Source organism: Asanoa iriomotensis, from assembly GCF_016862515.1.
GTDB classification, from domain to species: Bacteria; Actinomycetota; Actinomycetes; order Mycobacteriales; family Micromonosporaceae; genus Asanoa; species Asanoa iriomotensis.
In genome coordinates this window covers 25,568-43,181 of the sequence record NZ_BONC01000033.1, presented here as the reverse complement: position 1 = coordinate 43,181, position 17,614 = coordinate 25,568, and the positions used below count along the sequence as shown (strand labels likewise).

Here is a 17,614-nt window from a genome sequence, read left to right as displayed (position 1 = left end):
GACCACAGTGGACCTGCCCACCTTCTGGTTCCTCGCGATCGCCTTCCTGTTCGTCGGCTACTTCGTGCTGGAGGGCTTCGACTTCGGCGTCGGCGTGCTGATGCGCACGTTCGGCCGCGACGAGGCCGAACGGCGGCTGTTGCTCAACACCATCGGGCCCGTCTGGGACGGCAACGAGGTCTGGCTGATCACCGCGGCCGGCGCGATGTTCGCCGCCTTTCCCCATTGGTACGCCAGCGTGTTCTCCGGTTTCTACCTGCCCATGCTGCTGGTGCTGCTGGCCCTGATCGTGCGCGGCGTGGGGTTCGAGTTCCGCGGCAAGCGTGACGACGCCGCCTGGCGCGGCCGCTGGGACCTGGCCATCCTTTGTGGATCCCTGCTGCCCGCCCTGCTGTGGGGCCTCATCTTCGCCAACATCGTGCGCGGTGTGCCGCTGGCCGCCGATCACGACTACGCGGGCGGGCTGGTCGACCTGCTCAACCCGTTCGCGCTGCTCGGCGCGGCCGCCTTCGGCGCGGTGTTCGTGTTGCACGGCGCGGTGTTCGTGGCGCTCAAGACGACCGGCGAGGTGCGCGACCGGGCCAACAAGCTGGCGGCCCGCTTCGGGCCGGTCGCGGTGGCGCTGCTGCTCGGCTTCCTCGCCTGGATGCTGATCGGCGTGCGCCGCGATCCGGCCGCCGTCGGGCTCGGCAGCGCGGCGGCGGTCGCGGCGATCGCCGCGCTGGGGGCCAACCGGGTGCGCCATGAAGGCTGGGCGTTCACCGGCACGGCGGCGGCGATCGGGCTCACGGTGGCCGCGCTGTTCGCCGCGCTGCACCCGGCCCTGCTGCCGTCGACAGGGGACCCCGCCGGCACGCTGACGGTCGCCAACGCCGCTGCCAGCGCGTACTCCCTGAAGATCATGACCGTGGTGGCGGGCGTGTTCCTGCCGTTGGTGTTGCTCTACCAGGGCTGGACCTACTGGGTGTTCCGCCGCCGGTTGACGGTGAACTAAGGTCCTCAGCCACCGGGATGCTGGCGCATCCCGGTGCCTTCCGGTCATCACACGATAGTGCCCCCGCCGTCCACGACGATCGTGGCGCCGGTGATGTAGCCGGCGCCCGGCGAGGCGAGGAACACGACCGTCGCCGCCAACTCCATCGGGTCGCCGGCGCGGCCGGCGGGCACCTGGGCGATCCGCTGCTCGTAGTAGCCGTCCGGGTATTGGTCGGTCATCTCCGACGGGAAGAAGCCCGGCGCGATCGCGTTGACCCTGATGCCCTTGCGGCTGGTCCACTGCGCGGCCAGGTCGCGGGTCAGCCCCAGCAGGCCGGCCTTGGCGCTGGAGTAGGCGGCCTGCGGCAGGCCGGCCGAGACGATGCCGAGCACGCTGGAGATGTTGATGATCGAGCCGCCGTCGGTCATGTGCTTCGCGGCGGCCTGCGCCATCCAGTAGGCGCCCATCAGGTTGACGTCGAGGACCTGGCGGTATTGCTCGGGCGTCTCCCGTGACGCCGGCACGGCGGTGCCGAGGCCGGCGTTGTTGACCAGGATGTCGAGGCGGCCGAAGCGCTCGACCGCGGCGGCGGCCAGCGCGCGGCAGGCGTCGGGCTCGGACACGTCGGTGGGCACCGCGTGCGCCTTGCCGCCGGCCTGCTCGACCAGCGCGACCGTCTGGGCGAGCCGGTCGGCCCGGCGCCCGGCGACCACCACGTCGGCGCCCGCCTCGGCGAGCCCGACCGCGGTGGCCAGGCCGAGCCCCGAGGACGCGCCCGTGACGATCGCGACCTTGCCGTCGAGTCGGAACTGGTCGAGGACGCCCATTGGTTTTCCCTTCGTCAGCGCGGGGTCGGCAGCACGGCGAACGTGTCGTCGCCGGCCGGCGGCTCGTCGGTCACCGTGGTGTCGTAGACCACCGCGTCGGGCGGCCCTTTGCGAGACCATTTCACCATGCGGTCGACGGCCTCGGGTGCACCCTCGAACGCCGCCTCGACGGTGCCGTCGCGCAGGTTGCGGACCCAACCGGTGACACCGGCCGCGAGCGCTTCCCGGCGGCAGGTGTCGCGGAAGAACACGCCCTGCACCCGGCCGGACACGACGACCCGACGTCTGATCATGTGCTTATTGTCGGACGGTAGGGCTAGCTTTAGCGGCCATGGACGCCGAGTCGTGGAACCGCAGATATGCCGAGAGTGAGCTCGTCTGGAGCGCCGATCCCAACCGCTTCGTCGCGGCCGAGCTGACCGACCTCCCGCCGGGCAGCGCGGTCGACCTGGCCGCCGGTGAGGGCCGCAACGCGCTCTGGCTGGCCGGCGTGGGCTGGCGGGTGACCGCCGTCGACTTCTCGGAGATAGCGCTCGACAAGGGCCGCCGGATCGCCGAGTCGCGGGGGCTCGACGTCACCTGGGTGCGGGCCGACCTGGCCGACTACCAGCCGCCGACGGCCGACCTGGTGCTGATCGCCTACCTGCACGTGCCGCCGGCGCTGTGGCAGCCGGTGTTGCGCCGGGCCGTGTCCGCGGTCGCGCCCGGCGGCACGCTGCTGCTGGTCGGGCACGACTCGACCAACCTCGCCGAGGGTTCCGGCGGCCCACAGGATCTCGAACGGCTCTGGTCGCTCGACGCCCTGGTGGCGTCGCTGGGTGACCTCGTGGTGCGGCGCGCCGAGCGGGTCCGGCGCCCGGTCGAGGGTGCGCGCGACGCGATCGACACGCTGGTCCGGGCCGAGCGGCCGGGAGCATGAGCACGACGCCGGCCTCGGTCAAACGGATCTACTACGTCCTCACGGTCGGCAACACGCTCGCCGCGTCGCTGATCTGGGGCATCAACACGATCTTCCTGCTCGACGCCGGGCTCACCAACCTCGAGGCGTTCGCGGCCAACGCGTTCTACACGGCGGGCATGGTGCTCTTCGAGGTGCCCACCGGCATCGTGGCCGACCTGCGCGGCCGGCGCGCGTCGTTCCTGCTCGGCACGCTCACGCTGGCCGTCACCACCGCGCTCTACGTGCTGCTGTGGCACACCGAGGCACCGTTCTGGCAGTGGGCGGTGGTCTCCGCGCTGCTCGGCCTCGGCTTCACGTTCTTCTCCGGCGCCACCGAGGCCTGGCTGGTCGACGCGCTGACCGCCACGGGCTTCGACGGCCAACTCGACGCGGTCTTCGCCCGTGCCCAGGTCGCCTCGGGCGCGGCGATGCTCGCGGGCTCGGCCGGCGGCGGCTACCTGGCCCAGCTCACCAACCTCGGCGTCCCGTTCGTCGTGCGGGCGGCGGTGCTCGTGGTGATGTTCGTGGTGGCCGCGATCGTGATGCGCGACCTGGGCTTCACACCCAACCGCGGCGGCCGGCCCCTGGCCGAGATCCGCCGCATCGTCGGCGACTCGGTCGACTACGGTTGGCGGGTCCCGTCGGTGCGCTACCTGATGCTGGCGGCGCCGTTCGTCGGCGGCGTCGGCGTCTACATCTTCTACGCGCTGCAGCCCTACCTGCTGGAGCTCTACGGCGACCCGCAGGCCTACGGCGTGGCGGGCCTGGTCGCGGCGCTGCTGTCGGCGGCCCAGATCGCCGGCGGCTTCGGCACGACCTGGGTGCGGGCCCGCTTCCGCCGCCGCACGTCGGCGTTGTTGTTCGCCGGGGCCTTCAGCGTGGTGGCGATTCTGCTGATCGGCCTGGTGACCAACTTCTGGGTGGTGCTCGCGCTGATCATGCTGTGGGGCCTGGTTTCGGCCGCCACGATGCCGATCCGCCAGGCGTTCATCAACGCCCTGATCCCGTCGAGCCAACGCGCCACCATCCTGTCGTTCGACTCGCTGATGAGCTCGACCGGCGGCGTGGTGGCCCAACCCGTCCTGGGCCGGGTCGCCGACGTCTGGAACTATCCGACGTCCTATGTGGTCAGCGGCGTCCTCTCCGCCTTCGCCCTGCCGTTCCTGGCCCTGTCCCGCGCCCAACGCGCCCCGGCCGACACCGCGGTGACCGCCACCGGCCCGGTGATCCCGGCCCAGCCGGCGGTGCCGGCAGACCAACTCCCGGAAAGGCTGGCCAAGTGACCGCCTGGCCCGAGATCTCGGCTCTCGTCGCCGCGGCCCCCTACCCGGTCGAGGTGCTGCCGGCCGACCTGGAGCGTTCTGCCGCGTGCCTGGCCGCCCTGGAGATCACGGAGAGGTCGTGGCTGGGCGCGGTGGTCGCCAACACCGGCGGCCTGGTCGTCGACCACGGCTGGCTCCGGGTCTTCGGCGGCGGCCACGACGCCCTGCCGGACGTCGCCGCCGGTCTGGGTCCCGGCCACCTGGCCATCGCCCATGACGTGCTGGGCGGCCAGTTCGCCGCGCGGCCCGGCGCCCGCCCGACGGTGCACTACTTCGGCCCTGACCGCCTCGCCTGGGACGACCTGGAGGTCGGCTACGGCGACTGGCTCGAGGCCATGCTGACCGGGAGCGCGACGGAGTTCTACGCCGACCTGCGCTGGCCGGGTTGGGAAGCCGAGGTGGCGGGCGTCGCGCTCGACGAGGGGATCAGCCTGTTGCCACCACCGTGGACCCGGGAGGGCAAAGACCTGGCCGCGGTCTCCCGCAAGCCGATCCCGATCGCCGAGCTGATCTCGGTCCACCACGACGTGGCCCAGCAGCTCGGATTTTGACCGTAGGCTGTGCCGATGACCGAGCCCGTTGTGCTGGCCGCCGCGGGTGCGGCGCTCGTTCTCGATGTCGCCGGTCCCGGTCTTCCGCGCGTCGTGCACTGGGGTGCCGATCCCGGCCCCCTCGACGACGACTCGCTGCGCGCGCTGGTCGTCGCGGCCGGTGGCGGTGTTCCCTCGGCCGTCGGCGGGCCGACGCAACCCGTCGGGAGCATGCCGTTGCTGCCGGCGCAGTGGGACGGCTACGCCGGCCGGCCCGGCGTCAGCGGTGACCGCGGCGGGCGGTGGCCCTATCTGCGGTTCGCGCTCGAGGGGCCCGTGCGGGTCGACGGCGGCGACCTGATCGCCGAGGCGGTCGACGAGACCGCCGGCGTCCGGGTCCGGGCCGAGCTGCACCTCGACCGACACGGCGTCCTGCGGGTCCGGCACACGCTGACCAACGTCGGCGCCGACGCCTGGACCGTCGCCGCGCTGCGCACCCTGCTGCCGATCCCCGAGCAGGCCACCGAGGTCCTCGACTTCACCGGCCGTTGGGGGCTCGAACGCGTGCCACAGCGACGACCGCTGGGCCACGGCACGCACGCCCGGGAGAGCCGGCGCGGGCGCACCGGGCACGACGCGACCCCGCTCCTGATCGTCGGTGACACCGGCTGGCGCGAAGTGTGGGGCGTCCACATCGGCTGGAGCGGCGGGCACGAGGAGTACGCCGAGCGGATCTCCGGCACCACCGCCGTGCTCGGCGGCGGTGAGCTGCTGGAGCCCGGCGAGGTCCGGCTCGAGCCGGGCGCGAGCTACACCACGCCGACCGGGTGGTTCGCCTGGTCCGGCGACGGGCTCGACGGGCTCAGCGACCGGTTCCACCGTGCGATCCGCGACCGCCCGCGCCACCCCCGCACGCCCCGGCCGCTCACGCTCAACGTCTGGGAAGCCGTCTACTTCGACCACGACCTCGGCCGGCTCACCAAGCTCGCCGACCTCGCCGCACGCGTCGGTGTCGAGCGGTTCGTGCTCGACGACGGCTGGTTCCCGGCCCGCCGCGACGACACCGCCGGCCTCGGCGACTGGACCGTCGACCCGGCGGTCTGGCCCGACGGCCTGCACCCGCTGGTCGACCACGTGCGGGGCCACGGCATGCGGTTCGGGCTGTGGTTCGAGCCCGAGATGGTCAACCCGGACTCGCGGCTCGCCCGCGACCACCCCGACTGGATCCTGGCCAGCCCCGGCCGGCTGCCGAGGCCGCACCGGCACCAGCACGTGCTCGACGTCGCCCGCCCCGAGGTCGCCGACCACCTGTTCGCGCGGATCGACGCGCTGGTCACCGAATACCGCCTCGACTACATCAAGTGGGACCACAACCGCGACCTGCTGGAGGCCGCCCGCGACGGCGCGGCCGGGGTGCACCGCCAGACCGTGGCCGTCTACGCGCTGCTCGACCGGATCAGGGACCGCCACCCCGACCTCGAGATCGAGTCGTGCGCGTCCGGCGGCGGCCGGGTCGACCTCGGCATCCTGGCCCGCACCGACCGCGTCTGGACCTCGGACTCCAACGACGCCCTCGACCGGCAGCAGATCCAGCGCTGGACCACCCTGCTGCTTCCGCCCGAGCTGATCGGCAGCCACGTCGGCCCGAGCCCGGCGCACACCACTGGCCGCAGCGCGGGCCTCGCCTTCCGCACCGCCACCGCCTTGTTCGGCCACGCCGGCATCGAGTGGGACATCAGCACCTGCACCGAGGAGGAGCTCGACCTGCTCCGCGACTGGGCGACCCTCTACAAGCGACTCCGCCCGGTGCTGCACGGTGGTCGCCCGGTGCACGGCGACGTCAGCGGCGTCGTGACCGACGACGCCGCGGTCTTCGTGCACGCACAGCTCGACAATCCGACCGAGCTGCGCCCGCGCCGGGTCAGGCTGCCGGGCCTGTCCCCGGACCGCCGCTACCGCGTCACCCGCTGCTGGGGCGAGGACGCCGACCTGCCGGACGTCACCCTGACCGGCCGCGCCCTGGCCACGGTCGGCATCCAGCTGCCCCGCCTCCGCCCCGAGCAGGCGATCGTGCTCGAGGTCCTACCCGCGTAGGAAGGCCAGGACCGCGAGCACGCGGCGGTGGTCGTCGGCGGCGGGTGGCAGGTCGAGCTTCAGCAGGATGTTGGCGATGTGCTTGGCCACCGCGGCCTCCGAGACCACCAGCGCCCGCGCGATCGCCGCGTTCGAGCGGCCCTCGGCGATCAGCGCGAGCACCTCCCGCTCCCGCGGCGTCAGCCGGGTCAGCGGGTCGCGCCGGCGGCCGAGCAGCTGGGCGACCACCTCCGGGTCGACCGCCGCGCCGCCGTCGGCGACCCGGACGAGCGCGTCCATGAACTCCTCGACCCGGCCCACGCGGTGCTTGAGCAGATAGCCGACACCGCGGCCGCCGCCGCTGTCGAGCAGTTCCGCGGCGTACGTCGGCTGCACGTACTGGCTCAACACCAACACCGGCAGGCCCGGGTACGCGGCCCGCAGCGCGACCGCCGCCCGCAACCCCTCGTCGGTGAAGCCCGGCGGCATCCGCACGTCGGTGACCACCACGTCCGGCCGCTCCCGCTCCACCGCCGCCGTCAGCGCCGCCGCGTCACCGACCGACGCGAGCACCGTGTGCCCGAACCGCGACACGATCCCGACCAGGCCCTCGCGGAGCAGCACCGCGTCCTCGGCGACGACTATGCGGAGCACGGCAGCTCCGCCCGGATCAGCGTCGGCCCGCCCGGCGGGCTCGACAGCAGCAGCCGCCCGCCGGCCACCGCGACCCGGTCCGCCAGCCCGGCCAGCCCCGTGCCGCCGGCCAGGTCCGCGCCGCCCACCCCGTCGTCGCGTACCTCCAGCACCAGGGTGTCCACGTGCAACCGGGCCCGCACCACCGCGCCCGCAGCCCGGCTGTGCTTCGCCACGTTGGTCAGCGCCTCGCTGACCACGAAGTGCGCGGTCACCTCGACCGGCTGCGGCAGCCGCCGGGGCAGCTCGACGTCGACCGCGACCGGCACCGGCGACCGGTCGGCCAGGTCGGTGACCGACGCCGGCAGGCCGCGGTCGGTGAGCACCTGCGGGTGTACGCCGCGGATCAGCTCCCGCAGCTCGTCGTGCGCCCGCTCGGCCTCGTCCTGCGCCGCCGTGAGGTGCTTCGCGGCCGGCGAGTCGTCGGCCACCTCCAGCCGGGCCAGCCCGATCGCCATGCTCAGGGCGACCAGCCGCTGCTGTGCACCGTCGTGCAGGTCCCGCTCGATCCGGCGCCGCTCGACGTCGAACGCGTCCACCAGCCGGGCCCGCGACCGGGTCACCTCGACGAGCTGGGCGCCGATCTCCGCGTCGCGCGGTGCGAGGATCGCCCGCGCCAGCGCCGCCCGGGCGCCCGCCCAGACCGTGATCGGGTACGCGGCGAACGGGAGCAGCCCGAGCCCCGCCACCGGGAACAGGATCTGCTCGGCGGGCTGTGGCGAGCCCTGGAAGAACGGCGTGACGATCAACGAGACCGGGATGCCCAGCACGAGACCGAGCATCACCGCGTCGATCCACCAGAGCGCGCCGAGCGAGACCACCGTGTAGCCCAGCTCCCGCCACGTGGCGGGCTCACGCAGCCGGTGCCGCACCCAGGCGATCCGGCCGCGCCGGTCGGGCCGGCGGTGCGGGTCGGGCAGCGGGTCGCGGTCGATCAGCCGCAGCCGCCAACGTTCGAACCGCCCGACCGCGATGCCGGAGAGCGCGACGGCCAGGAACGCCACCAGGCCGACCACCGCGAGCGCCAGCAGCGCGCCGGCCAGCAGCAGGCCGATCAGCGTGCCGGCGGTCGCCGCGCCCAGCAGGACACCGGAGAACAGATAGGCGACGGACCGCCACGGCCAGGACGACGCGAGGAACCCCAGCGGGCGTTCGCTCACGGCCTGGAAGGCGGTCCGCGCGGTCATCAGGCGACCGTACCCGGCAGCGGCGCACCCGACGGTAGCGCCAGGTATACCCCCGGTTGTCGTCTCCGCGCCCATGTGCGGGCGCCCGCCGGCCGGTTCGCTGGACGGCATGACCATGACGACAGGTACGCGGCGGGCCGAGGCGGTCCTGCTGCGGGAGGTACGCCGGACGTACGGCACCGGCGACGCGGCGGTGACCGCCCTCGCCGGGGTCTCCGTCGGCTTCCGCTCCGGCAGCTTCACCGCGGTGATGGGCCCGTCCGGCTCGGGCAAGTCGACGCTGCTGCACTGCGCCGCCGGGCTCGACCGACCGACGGCCGGCACCGTGACGATCGGCGGCACCGACCTCGGCGGGCTCTCCGAGCACCGGCTCACCACCCTGCGCCGCGATCTCGTCGGTTTCGTGTTCCAGGAGTTCAACCTCGTCTCCGCGCTGACCGCGGCGCAGAACGTGGCGCTGCCGCTCCGGCTGGCCGGCCGCCGTCCGGACCCGGCGGACGTCGCGGCGGCGGTCGCCAGCGTCGGCCTCGCCCAGCGCGGCGCGCACCGGCCGAGCGAGCTGTCCGGCGGGCAGCAGCAGCGGGTGGCGATCGCCCGCGCGCTGGTCACCCGGCCCGCGGTGGTGTTCGCCGACGAACCGACCGGCGCGCTGGACCTGCGATCGTCGCGGCACGTCCTCGGCCTGCTCCGCGCGGCCGTCCACGAGCAGGGCCAGACGGTCGTGATGGTCACCCACGACCCGCTGGCGGCCGCGTACGCCGACCGCGTGCTGTTCCTCGCCGACGGTCACCTGGTCGACGAACTGACCGGCCCGGGCACCCCGGGCGACGCCGGTTTCGCCGCCGAGGTGGCGGCCCGCATGGCCCGGCTGGAGGCGTGATGCTGGCGTGGTCGACCGTCCGCGAGCGGTGGACGGGTTTCGTCGGTTCGTTCGTCGCGCTGACCCTCGGGGTCGGCGTGCTGACCGCGTCGCTGGTCGTGTTCGTCTCGGCCCAACCGGCCGTGCCGGACCGCCTCGCCGGCGCCGCGGTCATCGTGCAGTCACCGGCCGGCGGTGCGGACGCCGAGTCGTACGTCGAGTACGTCCCCTGGTCCACCGACCGCGCCGAGGACCTGGCGGCGAAGCTGCGGGCCGTGCCCGGAGTGGCGGCCGCGGTCCCGGACCGCTCGTTCTACGCCCAGCTCGTCCGCGCCGGGCACCCGGAGAGCGACCCGTTCGGGCACGGCTGGGCGACGGCCGCCCTGGCTCCCTACCGGTTGACCGCCGGCGCGGCACCGGCGGCGGCCGGCGAGGTCGCGCTGGACGACGCCTACGGCCTGGCTCCCGGGGCCACCGCCACCGTGCTGACGGCGACCGGTCCGCGCGAGCTGCGGGTGACCGGCACGGTCGACGGCCCGGGGATCTACGTGTCGGACGCCGAAGCGGTCGCCCTGGCGCCCGGCGTACGCGCGATCGGTCTGGTCCTGTCGCCGGATGCCGCACCGGACGCCGTCGCCGCCGGCGCGCGGGCCGTGGTCGGCATCGCGGGCACGGTGGTCGCCGGCGACGCCCGCACCGCCCTGGAGCCCGAGGCGGTCACGAGGGTCCGCTGGCTGGGCACCCAACTGCTCACCGTGATGGTCGTCCTCGCGGCGTTCGCCACCGTGTTCGTGATGGCGTCGACCGCGGCCCTCAACGCCTACCAGCGCCGGCGGGAGTTGGCGCTGCTGCGGGCGATCGGCGCGACGCCGCGGCAGACCCGGCGGCTGCTGCTCGGCGAGGCGCTGGTGGTCGGCGTGGTCTCGGCGGCAGCCGGCGCCCTGCTCGGCGTGTTCGCCGCACCGCTGCTCGGCGACCTGCTGGTGCGGGCCGAGTTGGAGCCGGCCGGTTTCGTGCCGAGCCCGTCGCTGCTCGCGGTCGGTCCGGCGGTGCTCACCGGCATCGTGGTCGCCGTCGCCGGCGCCTGGGTGGCGGCTCGCCGGGCGGCCCGGGTGCGCCCGCTCGAGGCCTTGCGCGAGGCCACCGTCGACCGCCACGCGATGACGCTGACCCGCTGGGCGTGCGGCGGCCTGTTCGGCGTGGCCGGCCTGGCGCTCGCTGTGCTGACCGCGACGGGCGACGACGACTCGGCGCTGACCACGGCGATCTTCTCGGCGCTGGCGCTGATCGTGGCGTGCACGCTGCTCTCGCCCGTGCTGATCCCGCCGGTGCTGCGGGCGCTGACGTTCCCGCTGCGGCGGTCGGCGACCGGCGAGGTGGTGCGGGAGAGCGCGGGCACGGCGATCCGGCGCACGGCGGCGACCGCCGGGCCCGTCCTGCTCACGGTCGGTTTCGCCACGCTGATCCTCGGGATGGTGAAGACGATGTCGCCCGCCTTGGGCGCCGAGGACGCCCGGGCCTTCGGCGCCGACGCCGTGGTCACCGCGGAAGGGACGCCGGGACTCTCGGACGCGGCGGTCGCCGCATTGCCCGGCACCGTCCGCTCTGGACTGTCCACCCAGGTTTTCGTGGCCGGCGCACCGGTGGACGCCCTCGGCATCGCCGACAGCGTGGTGACCGCCGACCCCCGCTGGCGGGTCGGTGACACGCTGCGCGTCACCTTCGCCGACGGCGAGGTGGTGCCGCTGCGCGTCGCGGCCTCGGCCGAGCCCGGCGCGCAGCCCACACCGCTGGCGCTGCCGCGAGACCTGGTGCGGGCGCACGACCCGTCGGCGCTGACCCTGACCGCCTACGTCCGGGGCGCGCCACCCACCGCGGTGCCCGACGGCCTGGGCGTCCGTGCCCAGGACCCGCTGACCTACTCGGCCAACGACGACGAGGACGGACTGGTGTGGCTGTTCGTGCTCGTGATGGTCGGGATGTCGGTCGGCTACACGAGCATCGCGGTGGCCAACACGCTCGTGATGGCGACCGGCGACCGGCGCCGCGACTTCCGGGTGCTGCGGCTGTCCGGGGCGACCAGCCGGCAGATCCTGCGGATGGTCGGCGCGGAGACCGCGCTGGTGGTGGTCTTCGGCACCGCGGTGGGCGCCTTGGTGGCATTGCCGGCACTGCTCGGCATCCGGGCGGCGCTGGCCGAGATGACGGGCGCCGACGTGCGGTTGGTCGTGCCCTGGGCGGAGCTGTCCGTGGTGGTCGCGTTCTGCGCCGGCCTGGCCCTCGGCGCAGCGTTGCTGGCCACCCGGCGCACCTTGCACCGCGCGCAACCGCGATGATGTCGGTGGGTGACGGTGGTCTCGGCGAGGAGACCGCTGTCACCGCCGGAGGTGCGCATGCGGCGGTACGTGCTGACGCTCGGCCCCACCATCCGGCGCGGCGAGCTCGTCGGGCTGTGCGAACGGCTCGCCGCGCTGCCTTGCCCGGTGCGGGTCGTGGTCTGCGTGGCCACGATCGCCGAACCAGACCTGCTGACCGTCGAGGCTCTGGCCCGGATCTGCCTGACCGCCCGCCGCCACGGCTGCGAGGTCGCCGTCGAGGGCGCCTGCGAGCGCCTGGTCGACCTGCTAACGCTCACCGGCCTGGCCGGCGTGGTCCCGATCGACGACGGCTGAGAACCGCGTTTCGGTCAGTTCTTCGGACACTGCCCACAGGCGGGCCGCGGTCTCCGGCGTGGCGGCGCGCGGCACCCGGGCCGGCGCCGGGCCGCCGGTCAGCTCGGCGAAGCCCGCCGGGCCGTAGTAGGCCCCGCCCTCGGCCGCCGGGTCCACGGCGGCGTAGAGCGCCGGCAGGATCCCGGTGTCGATCTGCTGCCACATGCCCGGGATCCGGTACGAGAGCGAGTTGACGACGCGGGTCAGGCGTTCGCGACGGCCGCCGTGGGTCGGGCCCGTCACCTGGAGGTTCGTGACGGTCGCCCCGGGGTGGGCGGCGTTGCTGAGGATCCCCCAGCCGAACCGGCGCGAGCGGCGGTCCAACTCCTGGGCGAAGAGCAGCGTCGCCAGCTTCGACTGTGCGTAGGAGCGGCTCGGGCCGTAGGACCGCGTGCTCTGCAGGTCGGCGAAGTCGATCCGGCCGCGGCGGGCGGTGAGGCTGCTCAGCGTCGTCACCCGCGCGCCCGGGCGCAGCAGCGGCAACAGGTGGGCGGTCAACGCGAAATGGCCCAGGTAGTTGCTGCCGAACTGCAGCTCGAAGCCGTCGCGGGTGACGTCGCGGCGCGGTGGCGTCATGATGCCGGCGTTGTTGATCAGGATGTCGATCGGCCGGCCGTCGGTCCGCATCCGCTCACCCAGTGCCCGCACGGACGCGAGATCGGCCAGGTCGACGCTGGACACGCGCAGTTGGGCGGCGGGCGTGTGGCGGCGGATGCGGTTGATGGCGTCGGTGCCCTTGGTGACGTTGCGAACGGCCAGGACGACCTCGGCGCCGGCGGCCGCGAGGCGCGAGGTCAGCCCGAAGCCGATGCCGCTGTTGGCGCCCGTCACCACGGCGAGCGTGCCGGTCAGGTCGGGAACGTTGATGTCAGTCATGCCCTCGACGTTAATAGACCAGTGGTCTTTTAACAAGAGACCAGTGGGCTGCTATCGTCTGTGTCGGTGACCACGTTCCAGCGCGCCCGCCACCCCGAGCAGGTCGAGGCCCGGCGCACCGCGATCCTCGGCGCCGCCCGGGCGATGCTCGCCGAGCGCGGCGTCGCGGAGATCAGCCTGCGCGAGCTGGCCGACCGGATCGGCCTGGCCAAGTCCAACGTGCTGCGCTACTACGACTCCCGCGAGGCGATCTTCCTCGAGGTGCTCGACGAAGAATGGGTCGGTTGGCTCGACGCCGTCGAGGCCGGCCTGGCCGACGTGCCGGCCGGCGACCCCGAGGGCGTGGCGACCGTCCTCGCCGCCACGCTGGACGGCCGCGACCTGCTTTGTGAGCTGGTCGCCGCGATGTCGGCGGTGCTGGAGCGCAACATCACCATCGAGTTCGCGCGCGTCTTCAAGCGCCGGGCGATGGCCAACCACGAACGGCTCGCGGCGCTGGTGCGCGACCGGCTGCCCGCGCTCGGCCCGGCCGGGGCGGCCTTCTTCGGCGGCGCGGTCTTCGTGATCATCGCTGGCCTCTGGCCCTACGCGCACCCGACCGATGTCGTGGCGACCGTCAGCGCCGAGCTCGGTGCACCCCCGGCCCGCGAGTCGTTCCGCGCGAACCTGCGCGAAGGACTCGCCAACCAACTCGTCGGCCAGCTCGCACGCGGCGGGGCTCCCCGGCCGCCCGGAGAGCCCCGCATCGATCTGTAGGAAGGTCAGCCGCCGCTGGCCACGTCGCGCCGGCGGAAGCCGGCCAGGCCCGCGGCGGTCAGCGCAGCGGCGATCGCCACCAGCCAGACCAGTGGGGTCACCGTCAGGTCGCCGCCAGGCAGCGCCGGCAGGTGGGTGAACGGCGACAGGTCCAACGCCCACTGGCTGAGCTGGAGGATCGCGCCGAGCTGGCCGAGCAGCAGGAAGAACGCCAGCACCGCCCAACCCAGCGAGGTCAGCCGCGGCACCAGGCCGAACAGCAGCACCACGATCGCGACCGTGAACCACACGGCCGGCACCTGCACCGCCGCCGCGCCGACCACCCGGCCGATCGCACCGGCGCCCTCCCCCGATGCCGACCCGTAGCCGACGCCCAGGAACACGCCGGCCACCAGCAGCCCGAGCGCCGGTCCTAAGAACGCGAACAGCAGGTGCGAGGATGCCCAGCGCAGCCGGCCGACGGCCGCGGCGAGCAGCGGCTCCGCGCGCAGCGCGCTCTCCTCGCCGCGGGCCCGCAGCGCCGCCTGCACGCCCTGGCCGGCCGCGCCGATCCCGATGATCGCCATGCCCGTCGCGATCACCATGTCCGCGATCGAGGTGCCCGTGCCGATCCGTGCGATCGCGTCCGCCAACTCGGGGCTGTCCCTGACCGCGTCGACCGCCGCATCGGTCGCGGAGCCGAGGAAGACGCCGAGGACCGCGTACCCGACGAGCCACCCGAACAGCGTGCTGCGCTGCAGCCGCCAGGCGAGGCCCAGCGGGGAGAGCAGGGCGCGCGGCGCCCGCGCCGGTCCGGGCCGCGGCGCGATGAGACCCGCGTCGAGGTCGCGCCGAACGTTCAGCCGGTACGCGACCGCGGCGAGCACCGCCACGACGACCAGCACGACGGCGGCCAGCCACCAGCGTTCGTCGGCGAACGGCCGGATCCGCTGCAGGAAGCCGATCGGTGAGATCCACGACAGCGGCGAGTCGAGGTCGCCGCCGGCGTCGCCGAGCATCCGCAGCAGGAACGAGCCGATCAGCACGGCACCGGCGATCCAACGCGCCGTGCGGGCACTCTGGGCGACCTGCGCCAGCACCGCCGCGATCGCGCCGAAGAGCAGGCAGGCCAGGAAGTACTGCAGACCCAGCGCGAGCGAGCCGCCGCCGTCCGCGCCGGCGGCCGCGGTGCCGACCGCCGTCAGGCCGCCGACCACGACCGCGGCCACCAGCAGCACCAGCAGGGCCGAGGCCAAGCCCGCCGCCCGGCCCACCACCGTCGCGCCGAGCAGCTCGCGGCGGCCCTGCTCCTCCTCGGCGCGGGTGTGCCGGATGACGGTGAACGCGGCGAGCAGGCAGACGATCAGCAGCACGATGCTGGACCGCCAGGCGGTCAGGCCACCCAGAGTCGGCGACCAGACCGGGCCGTACACCGCGGTCAACGATGGGTTCGACATCGAGGCCGCGAACTTCGCCAGCTCCGCCGGGTCGGGATAGAGACTGGCGAAGCTGCTCGCGACCAGACCCGGGAAGAGCCCGAGCAGGATCGTCCACAACGGAAGGACCACCCGGTCACGACGCAGCGCCAGCCGGAACAGGTGCCATGTTCCGGTCATGCCGCCGCCGCCTCTTCCTTCTGGTAGTGGCGGAGGAACAGCTCCTCCAGCGTCGGCGGCTGGCTGGTCAGGCCGCGCACGCCGATCGTGGTCAGCGCGCGGAGCACCGTGTCGAGCTCGGCGTTGTCGACCTGGAACCGCACCCGGTCGCCGTCGACGACCACGTCGTGCACGCCGGCCAGCGAGGCGATCCCGTTGGGCGCGCCGGCCAGCTCCGCGTGGATCGACGTGCGGGTCAGGTGACGCAGCTCGGCGAGCGTGCCGGACTCGACGGTGCGGCCGGCCCGGATGATGCTCACCCGGTCGCAGAGCGCCTCCGCCTCGGCCAGGATGTGGCTGGACAGCAGCACGGTCCGGCCGGCGCTGCTCTCCTCGTTGACGCAGCTCTGGAACACCGACTCCATCAGCGGGTCCAGGCCGGAGGTGGGTTCGTCGAGCACGAGCAGCTCGGCGTCGGAGGCGAGGGCGGCGACCAGCGCCACCTTCTGGCGGTTGCCCTTCGAGTAGGTGCGGCCCTTCTTGCGCGGGTCCAGCTCGAAGCGCTCGATCAGCTCGTCGCGGCGCTTGGTGTCGAGCCCGCCGCGGAGCCGGCCGAGCAGGTCGACGACCTCGCCGCCGGTGAGGTTGGGCCACAGCGTGACGTCGCCGGGCACGTAGGCGAGGCGGCGGTGCAGCGACACCGCGTCGCGCCAGGGGTCTCCCCCGAACAGGGTGGCGGTGCCACTATCGGCCTTGAGGAGGCCGAGCAGCACCCGGATGGCGGTGGACTTCCCGGCGCCGTTCGGGCCCAGGAAGCCGTGCACCTCGCCGCGGCGCACCTCGAGGTCGAGTCCGTCGAGGGCGCGGGTCCGGCCGAAGCTCTTGACGAGCCCCTTGACCGAAATGACGTTCTCCATAATTTTGGAAGCTACACTTGTTTCACAAAGTTGTGAAGCTTGATGAGCGTCAAGAGGTCGTCAAGATAGATCACACCCGGCAAGATTGATCAAAGGAGGTGCGCGACATGGCTGACGAACGCGACGAGGCCGCACTTAGGCAGTACGTCGAAGACATGGCCCGGCTCTACGCCGACTGGGGTTTCCCCCGCATGGCGGCCCGCGTCCTCATGCAGCTGATGGCCTCCGACACCGGATACCTGACCGCGAAGGAGCTCAGCGACGGCCTCGAGATCAGCCCGGCCGCGGTCTCCCAAGCGGTGCGCTACCTGCAGCATCTCGGTCTGGTCGAGCGCTCCGCGGTGCCCGGGTCGCGCCGGGACCGCTACGGCCTGCCCGACGACGCCTGGTACATGGGCTCGATCATGAAGGGCACGCTGTTCACGCAGGTCGCCAAGCTGGCCGAGGGCGGCGTCGCGGCAGCCGGCGGGCGGACGACGCCGGCCGGCGAGCGGATCGCCGCGATGGGCGACTTCTACGCCTTCATCCAGAGTGAGCTAGGCGGCCTGTTGGAGCGCTATCTGAAGCACCACGAGTCGCTCAAGCAGTAGGCAGGCCGATGTAGGCCGCCTGCGCGCGCATCTGCTGCGCGAACAGCGGCCCGGGCACGTCGACGGCGTTGCGGAACTGTCCGAAGAGCTCGAAGCTCACGAAGCCGAACAGCTGCAGCCAGCTGCCCAGCGCCCGGCTCAGCGGCCCGAGCGGAGCGCTCGGCGCGACGATCGAGCCGACCCGGGCGACGTCCTCCGCCGCGTCCGCCGGTAGCTGCGCGTCGTCGCGGAGCACGCCGGCCACGCTCGCGTCCTCGATGATCCCGCCGAGCACGGTCACGGACCGAAGGGCCGAGGTGACCGTGCCGGTCGGCGCCGCGTACCCGGGCACCGGGCTGCCGTAGATCAGCGCGTACTCGTGCGGGTTGGCCAGCGCCCAGTCCCGCACCGCGTGACAGACCGCGAGGAACCGGCCGGTCAGGTCGGCCCGGTCGACCGCGCCCTCGGCCGCCTCGACGGCCCCACCCAACGCGTCGTACGCGTCGATGATCAAAGCGGTCAGCAGCTCGTCGCGGCTCGGGAAGTACCGGTAGATCGCGGACGACACCACGCCCAGGTCGCGCGCGACGGCGCGGAGCGACAGGTTGGCGCCCTCGGTCGCCAGGTGCCGCCGAGCGATCGCCTTGATCTCGTCGGTCATCTCCGCCCGCAGCCGGGCCCGCATCGAGGTCGCCTTCACGAGATCAGTGTCGCATACCGAGAGCACTGCTCTTGACAGCGGACACTGATTCGCGGAACATTGCTCTTAACAGAGAGCACTGCTCTCCAAATCGAGCTGGAGGA

Annotated in this window: 18 protein-coding genes; 10 read left to right on the top strand and 8 right to left on the bottom strand. The window is 73.5% G+C overall.

All coding sequences use genetic code 11. The features are described from left to right. Nucleotides 1-7: 7 nt before the first annotated feature. Nucleotides 8-994 carry a cytochrome d ubiquinol oxidase subunit II gene (cydB, locus tag Air01nite_RS22770; protein WP_203705001.1) on the top strand — a complete coding sequence of 329 codons (987 nt, stop codon included), beginning with the start codon at nucleotides 8-10 and terminating at the stop codon, nucleotides 992-994. A gap of 47 nt (nucleotides 995-1,041) precedes the next feature. On the opposite strand, the gene Air01nite_RS22765 is transcribed toward cydB, so the two are convergent. Next, complete coding sequence (locus Air01nite_RS22765) at nucleotides 1,042-1,803, bottom strand: SDR family NAD(P)-dependent oxidoreductase (RefSeq protein ID WP_203704999.1); 762 nt, start codon at nucleotides 1,801-1,803, stop codon at nucleotides 1,042-1,044. Between the two features lie 14 nt (nucleotides 1,804-1,817). Next, nucleotides 1,818-2,096, bottom strand: a complete 279-nt coding sequence (locus Air01nite_RS22760) for an acylphosphatase (protein ID WP_203704996.1) — start codon at nucleotides 2,094-2,096, stop codon at nucleotides 1,818-1,820. Nucleotides 2,097-2,134: 38 nt separating this feature from the next. On the opposite strand from Air01nite_RS22760, the gene Air01nite_RS22755 reads away from it, so the two are divergent. Genes Air01nite_RS22755 through Air01nite_RS22740 form a run of 4 tightly spaced genes read left to right on the top strand, consistent with a single transcriptional unit; the run spans nucleotide 2,135 to nucleotide 6,689 of the window. Next, nucleotides 2,135-2,722, top strand: coding sequence for a class I SAM-dependent methyltransferase (locus Air01nite_RS22755; protein ID WP_203704994.1), 588 nt, complete (start codon nucleotides 2,135-2,137; stop codon nucleotides 2,720-2,722). After that, on the top strand, nucleotides 2,719-4,026 hold the full coding sequence (locus tag Air01nite_RS22750; protein ID WP_203704991.1) for an MFS transporter: 1,308 nt from the start codon (nucleotides 2,719-2,721) through the stop codon (nucleotides 4,024-4,026). Before Air01nite_RS22755 ends, Air01nite_RS22750 begins: the two co-directional genes overlap by 4 nt. Continuing rightward, nucleotides 4,023-4,616, top strand: coding sequence for a DUF2625 family protein (locus Air01nite_RS22745; RefSeq protein WP_203704987.1), 594 nt, complete (start codon nucleotides 4,023-4,025; stop codon nucleotides 4,614-4,616). The genes Air01nite_RS22750 and Air01nite_RS22745 overlap by 4 nt, the downstream gene beginning before the upstream one ends. Nucleotides 4,617-4,631: 15 nt before the next feature. After that, nucleotides 4,632-6,689 carry an alpha-galactosidase gene (locus tag Air01nite_RS22740; protein WP_203704984.1) on the top strand — a complete coding sequence of 686 codons (2,058 nt, stop codon included), beginning with the start codon at nucleotides 4,632-4,634 and terminating at the stop codon, nucleotides 6,687-6,689. Here the strand turns inward: Air01nite_RS22740 and Air01nite_RS22735 are convergent. Then, nucleotides 6,678-7,322 (bottom strand): LuxR C-terminal-related transcriptional regulator, encoded by a 645-nt coding sequence (locus tag Air01nite_RS22735; RefSeq protein ID WP_203704982.1) that lies wholly within the window; start codon nucleotides 7,320-7,322, stop codon nucleotides 6,678-6,680. The genes Air01nite_RS22740 and Air01nite_RS22735 overlap by 12 nt on opposite strands. After that, nucleotides 7,310-8,548 carry a sensor histidine kinase gene (locus Air01nite_RS22730; protein WP_203704981.1) on the bottom strand — a complete coding sequence of 413 codons (1,239 nt, stop codon included), beginning with the start codon at nucleotides 8,546-8,548 and terminating at the stop codon, nucleotides 7,310-7,312. Before Air01nite_RS22730 ends, Air01nite_RS22735 begins: the two co-directional genes overlap by 13 nt. Before the next feature lie 109 nt (nucleotides 8,549-8,657). Here Air01nite_RS22730 and Air01nite_RS22725 point away from each other — a divergent pair, with 109 nt between their 5' ends. From Air01nite_RS22725 to Air01nite_RS22715, 3 genes are read left to right on the top strand one after another with little or no spacing between them, the layout of a single operon-like run. Next, nucleotides 8,658-9,428: an ABC transporter ATP-binding protein gene (locus Air01nite_RS22725; protein ID WP_203704980.1), complete on the top strand. Its 771-nt coding sequence runs from the start codon at nucleotides 8,658-8,660 to the stop codon at nucleotides 9,426-9,428. Continuing rightward, nucleotides 9,428-11,743 carry an FtsX-like permease family protein gene (locus tag Air01nite_RS22720; RefSeq protein WP_203704979.1) on the top strand — a complete coding sequence of 772 codons (2,316 nt, stop codon included), beginning with the start codon at nucleotides 9,428-9,430 and terminating at the stop codon, nucleotides 11,741-11,743. Before Air01nite_RS22725 ends, Air01nite_RS22720 begins: the two co-directional genes overlap by 1 nt. Nucleotides 11,744-11,800: 57 nt before the next feature. Beyond that, on the top strand, nucleotides 11,801-12,079 hold the full coding sequence (locus tag Air01nite_RS22715) for a hypothetical protein (protein ID WP_203704978.1): 279 nt from the start codon (nucleotides 11,801-11,803) through the stop codon (nucleotides 12,077-12,079). Here Air01nite_RS22715 and Air01nite_RS22710 read toward each other — a convergent pair. Then, entirely contained in the window at nucleotides 12,032-12,994 is a 963-nt protein-coding gene (locus Air01nite_RS22710; protein ID WP_203704977.1) for an SDR family oxidoreductase, read from the bottom strand. The two genes, Air01nite_RS22715 and Air01nite_RS22710, sit on opposite strands and share 48 nt — an antisense overlap. 66 nt (nucleotides 12,995-13,060) lie before the next feature. On the opposite strand from Air01nite_RS22710, the gene Air01nite_RS22705 reads away from it, so the two are divergent. Next, on the top strand, nucleotides 13,061-13,750 hold the full coding sequence (locus Air01nite_RS22705) for a TetR/AcrR family transcriptional regulator (RefSeq protein WP_239090894.1): 690 nt from the start codon (nucleotides 13,061-13,063) through the stop codon (nucleotides 13,748-13,750). A gap of 5 nt (nucleotides 13,751-13,755) precedes the next feature. On the opposite strand, the gene Air01nite_RS22700 is transcribed toward Air01nite_RS22705, so the two are convergent. Continuing rightward, complete coding sequence (locus Air01nite_RS22700) at nucleotides 13,756-15,345, bottom strand: ABC transporter permease (protein ID WP_203704976.1); 1,590 nt, start codon at nucleotides 15,343-15,345, stop codon at nucleotides 13,756-13,758. Continuing rightward, a complete protein-coding gene (locus Air01nite_RS22695) occupies nucleotides 15,342-16,241 on the bottom strand; it encodes an ABC transporter ATP-binding protein (protein WP_203704973.1) in 900 nt (299 codons plus the stop codon). The genes Air01nite_RS22700 and Air01nite_RS22695 overlap by 4 nt, the downstream gene beginning before the upstream one ends. Nucleotides 16,242-16,348: 107 nt before the next feature. Between Air01nite_RS22695 and Air01nite_RS22690 the strand changes: the two genes are divergently transcribed. Further along, nucleotides 16,349-16,831, top strand: a complete 483-nt coding sequence (locus Air01nite_RS22690) for a GbsR/MarR family transcriptional regulator (protein WP_203704971.1) — start codon at nucleotides 16,349-16,351, stop codon at nucleotides 16,829-16,831. On the opposite strand, the gene Air01nite_RS22685 is transcribed toward Air01nite_RS22690, so the two are convergent. Continuing rightward, nucleotides 16,821-17,510, bottom strand: coding sequence for a TetR/AcrR family transcriptional regulator (locus tag Air01nite_RS22685; RefSeq protein WP_203704968.1), 690 nt, complete (start codon nucleotides 17,508-17,510; stop codon nucleotides 16,821-16,823). The two genes, Air01nite_RS22690 and Air01nite_RS22685, sit on opposite strands and share 11 nt — an antisense overlap. Nucleotides 17,511-17,614 lie beyond the last annotated feature (104 nt).

Excerpts from the sequence above, each read along its gene's own strand:
- Air01nite_RS22765 (WP_203704999.1), bottom strand. The coding sequence starts at position 1,803 with ATGGGCGTCCTCGACCAGTTCCGACTCGACGGCAAGGTCGCGATCGTC.
- Air01nite_RS22760 (WP_203704996.1), bottom strand. The coding sequence starts at position 2,096 with ATGATCAGACGTCGGGTCGTCGTGTCCGGCCGGGTGCAGGGCGTGTTC.
- Air01nite_RS22755 (WP_203704994.1), top strand. The coding sequence starts at position 2,135 with ATGGACGCCGAGTCGTGGAACCGCAGATATGCCGAGAGTGAGCTCGTC.
- Air01nite_RS22750 (WP_203704991.1), top strand. The coding sequence starts at position 2,719 with ATGAGCACGACGCCGGCCTCGGTCAAACGGATCTACTACGTCCTCACG.
- Air01nite_RS22740 (WP_203704984.1), top strand. The coding sequence starts at position 4,632 with ATGACCGAGCCCGTTGTGCTGGCCGCCGCGGGTGCGGCGCTCGTTCTC.
- Air01nite_RS22730 (WP_203704981.1), bottom strand. The coding sequence starts at position 8,548 with ATGACCGCGCGGACCGCCTTCCAGGCCGTGAGCGAACGCCCGCTGGGG.
- Air01nite_RS22725 (WP_203704980.1), top strand. The coding sequence starts at position 8,658 with ATGACCATGACGACAGGTACGCGGCGGGCCGAGGCGGTCCTGCTGCGG.
- Air01nite_RS22720 (WP_203704979.1), top strand. The coding sequence starts at position 9,428 with ATGCTGGCGTGGTCGACCGTCCGCGAGCGGTGGACGGGTTTCGTCGGT.
- Air01nite_RS22715 (WP_203704978.1), top strand. The coding sequence starts at position 11,801 with ATGCGGCGGTACGTGCTGACGCTCGGCCCCACCATCCGGCGCGGCGAG.
- Air01nite_RS22710 (WP_203704977.1), bottom strand. The coding sequence starts at position 12,994 with ATGACTGACATCAACGTTCCCGACCTGACCGGCACGCTCGCCGTGGTG.
- Air01nite_RS22700 (WP_203704976.1), bottom strand. The coding sequence starts at position 15,345 with ATGACCGGAACATGGCACCTGTTCCGGCTGGCGCTGCGTCGTGACCGG.
- Air01nite_RS22695 (WP_203704973.1), bottom strand. The coding sequence starts at position 16,241 with ATGGAGAACGTCATTTCGGTCAAGGGGCTCGTCAAGAGCTTCGGCCGG.
- Air01nite_RS22690 (WP_203704971.1), top strand. The coding sequence starts at position 16,349 with ATGGCTGACGAACGCGACGAGGCCGCACTTAGGCAGTACGTCGAAGAC.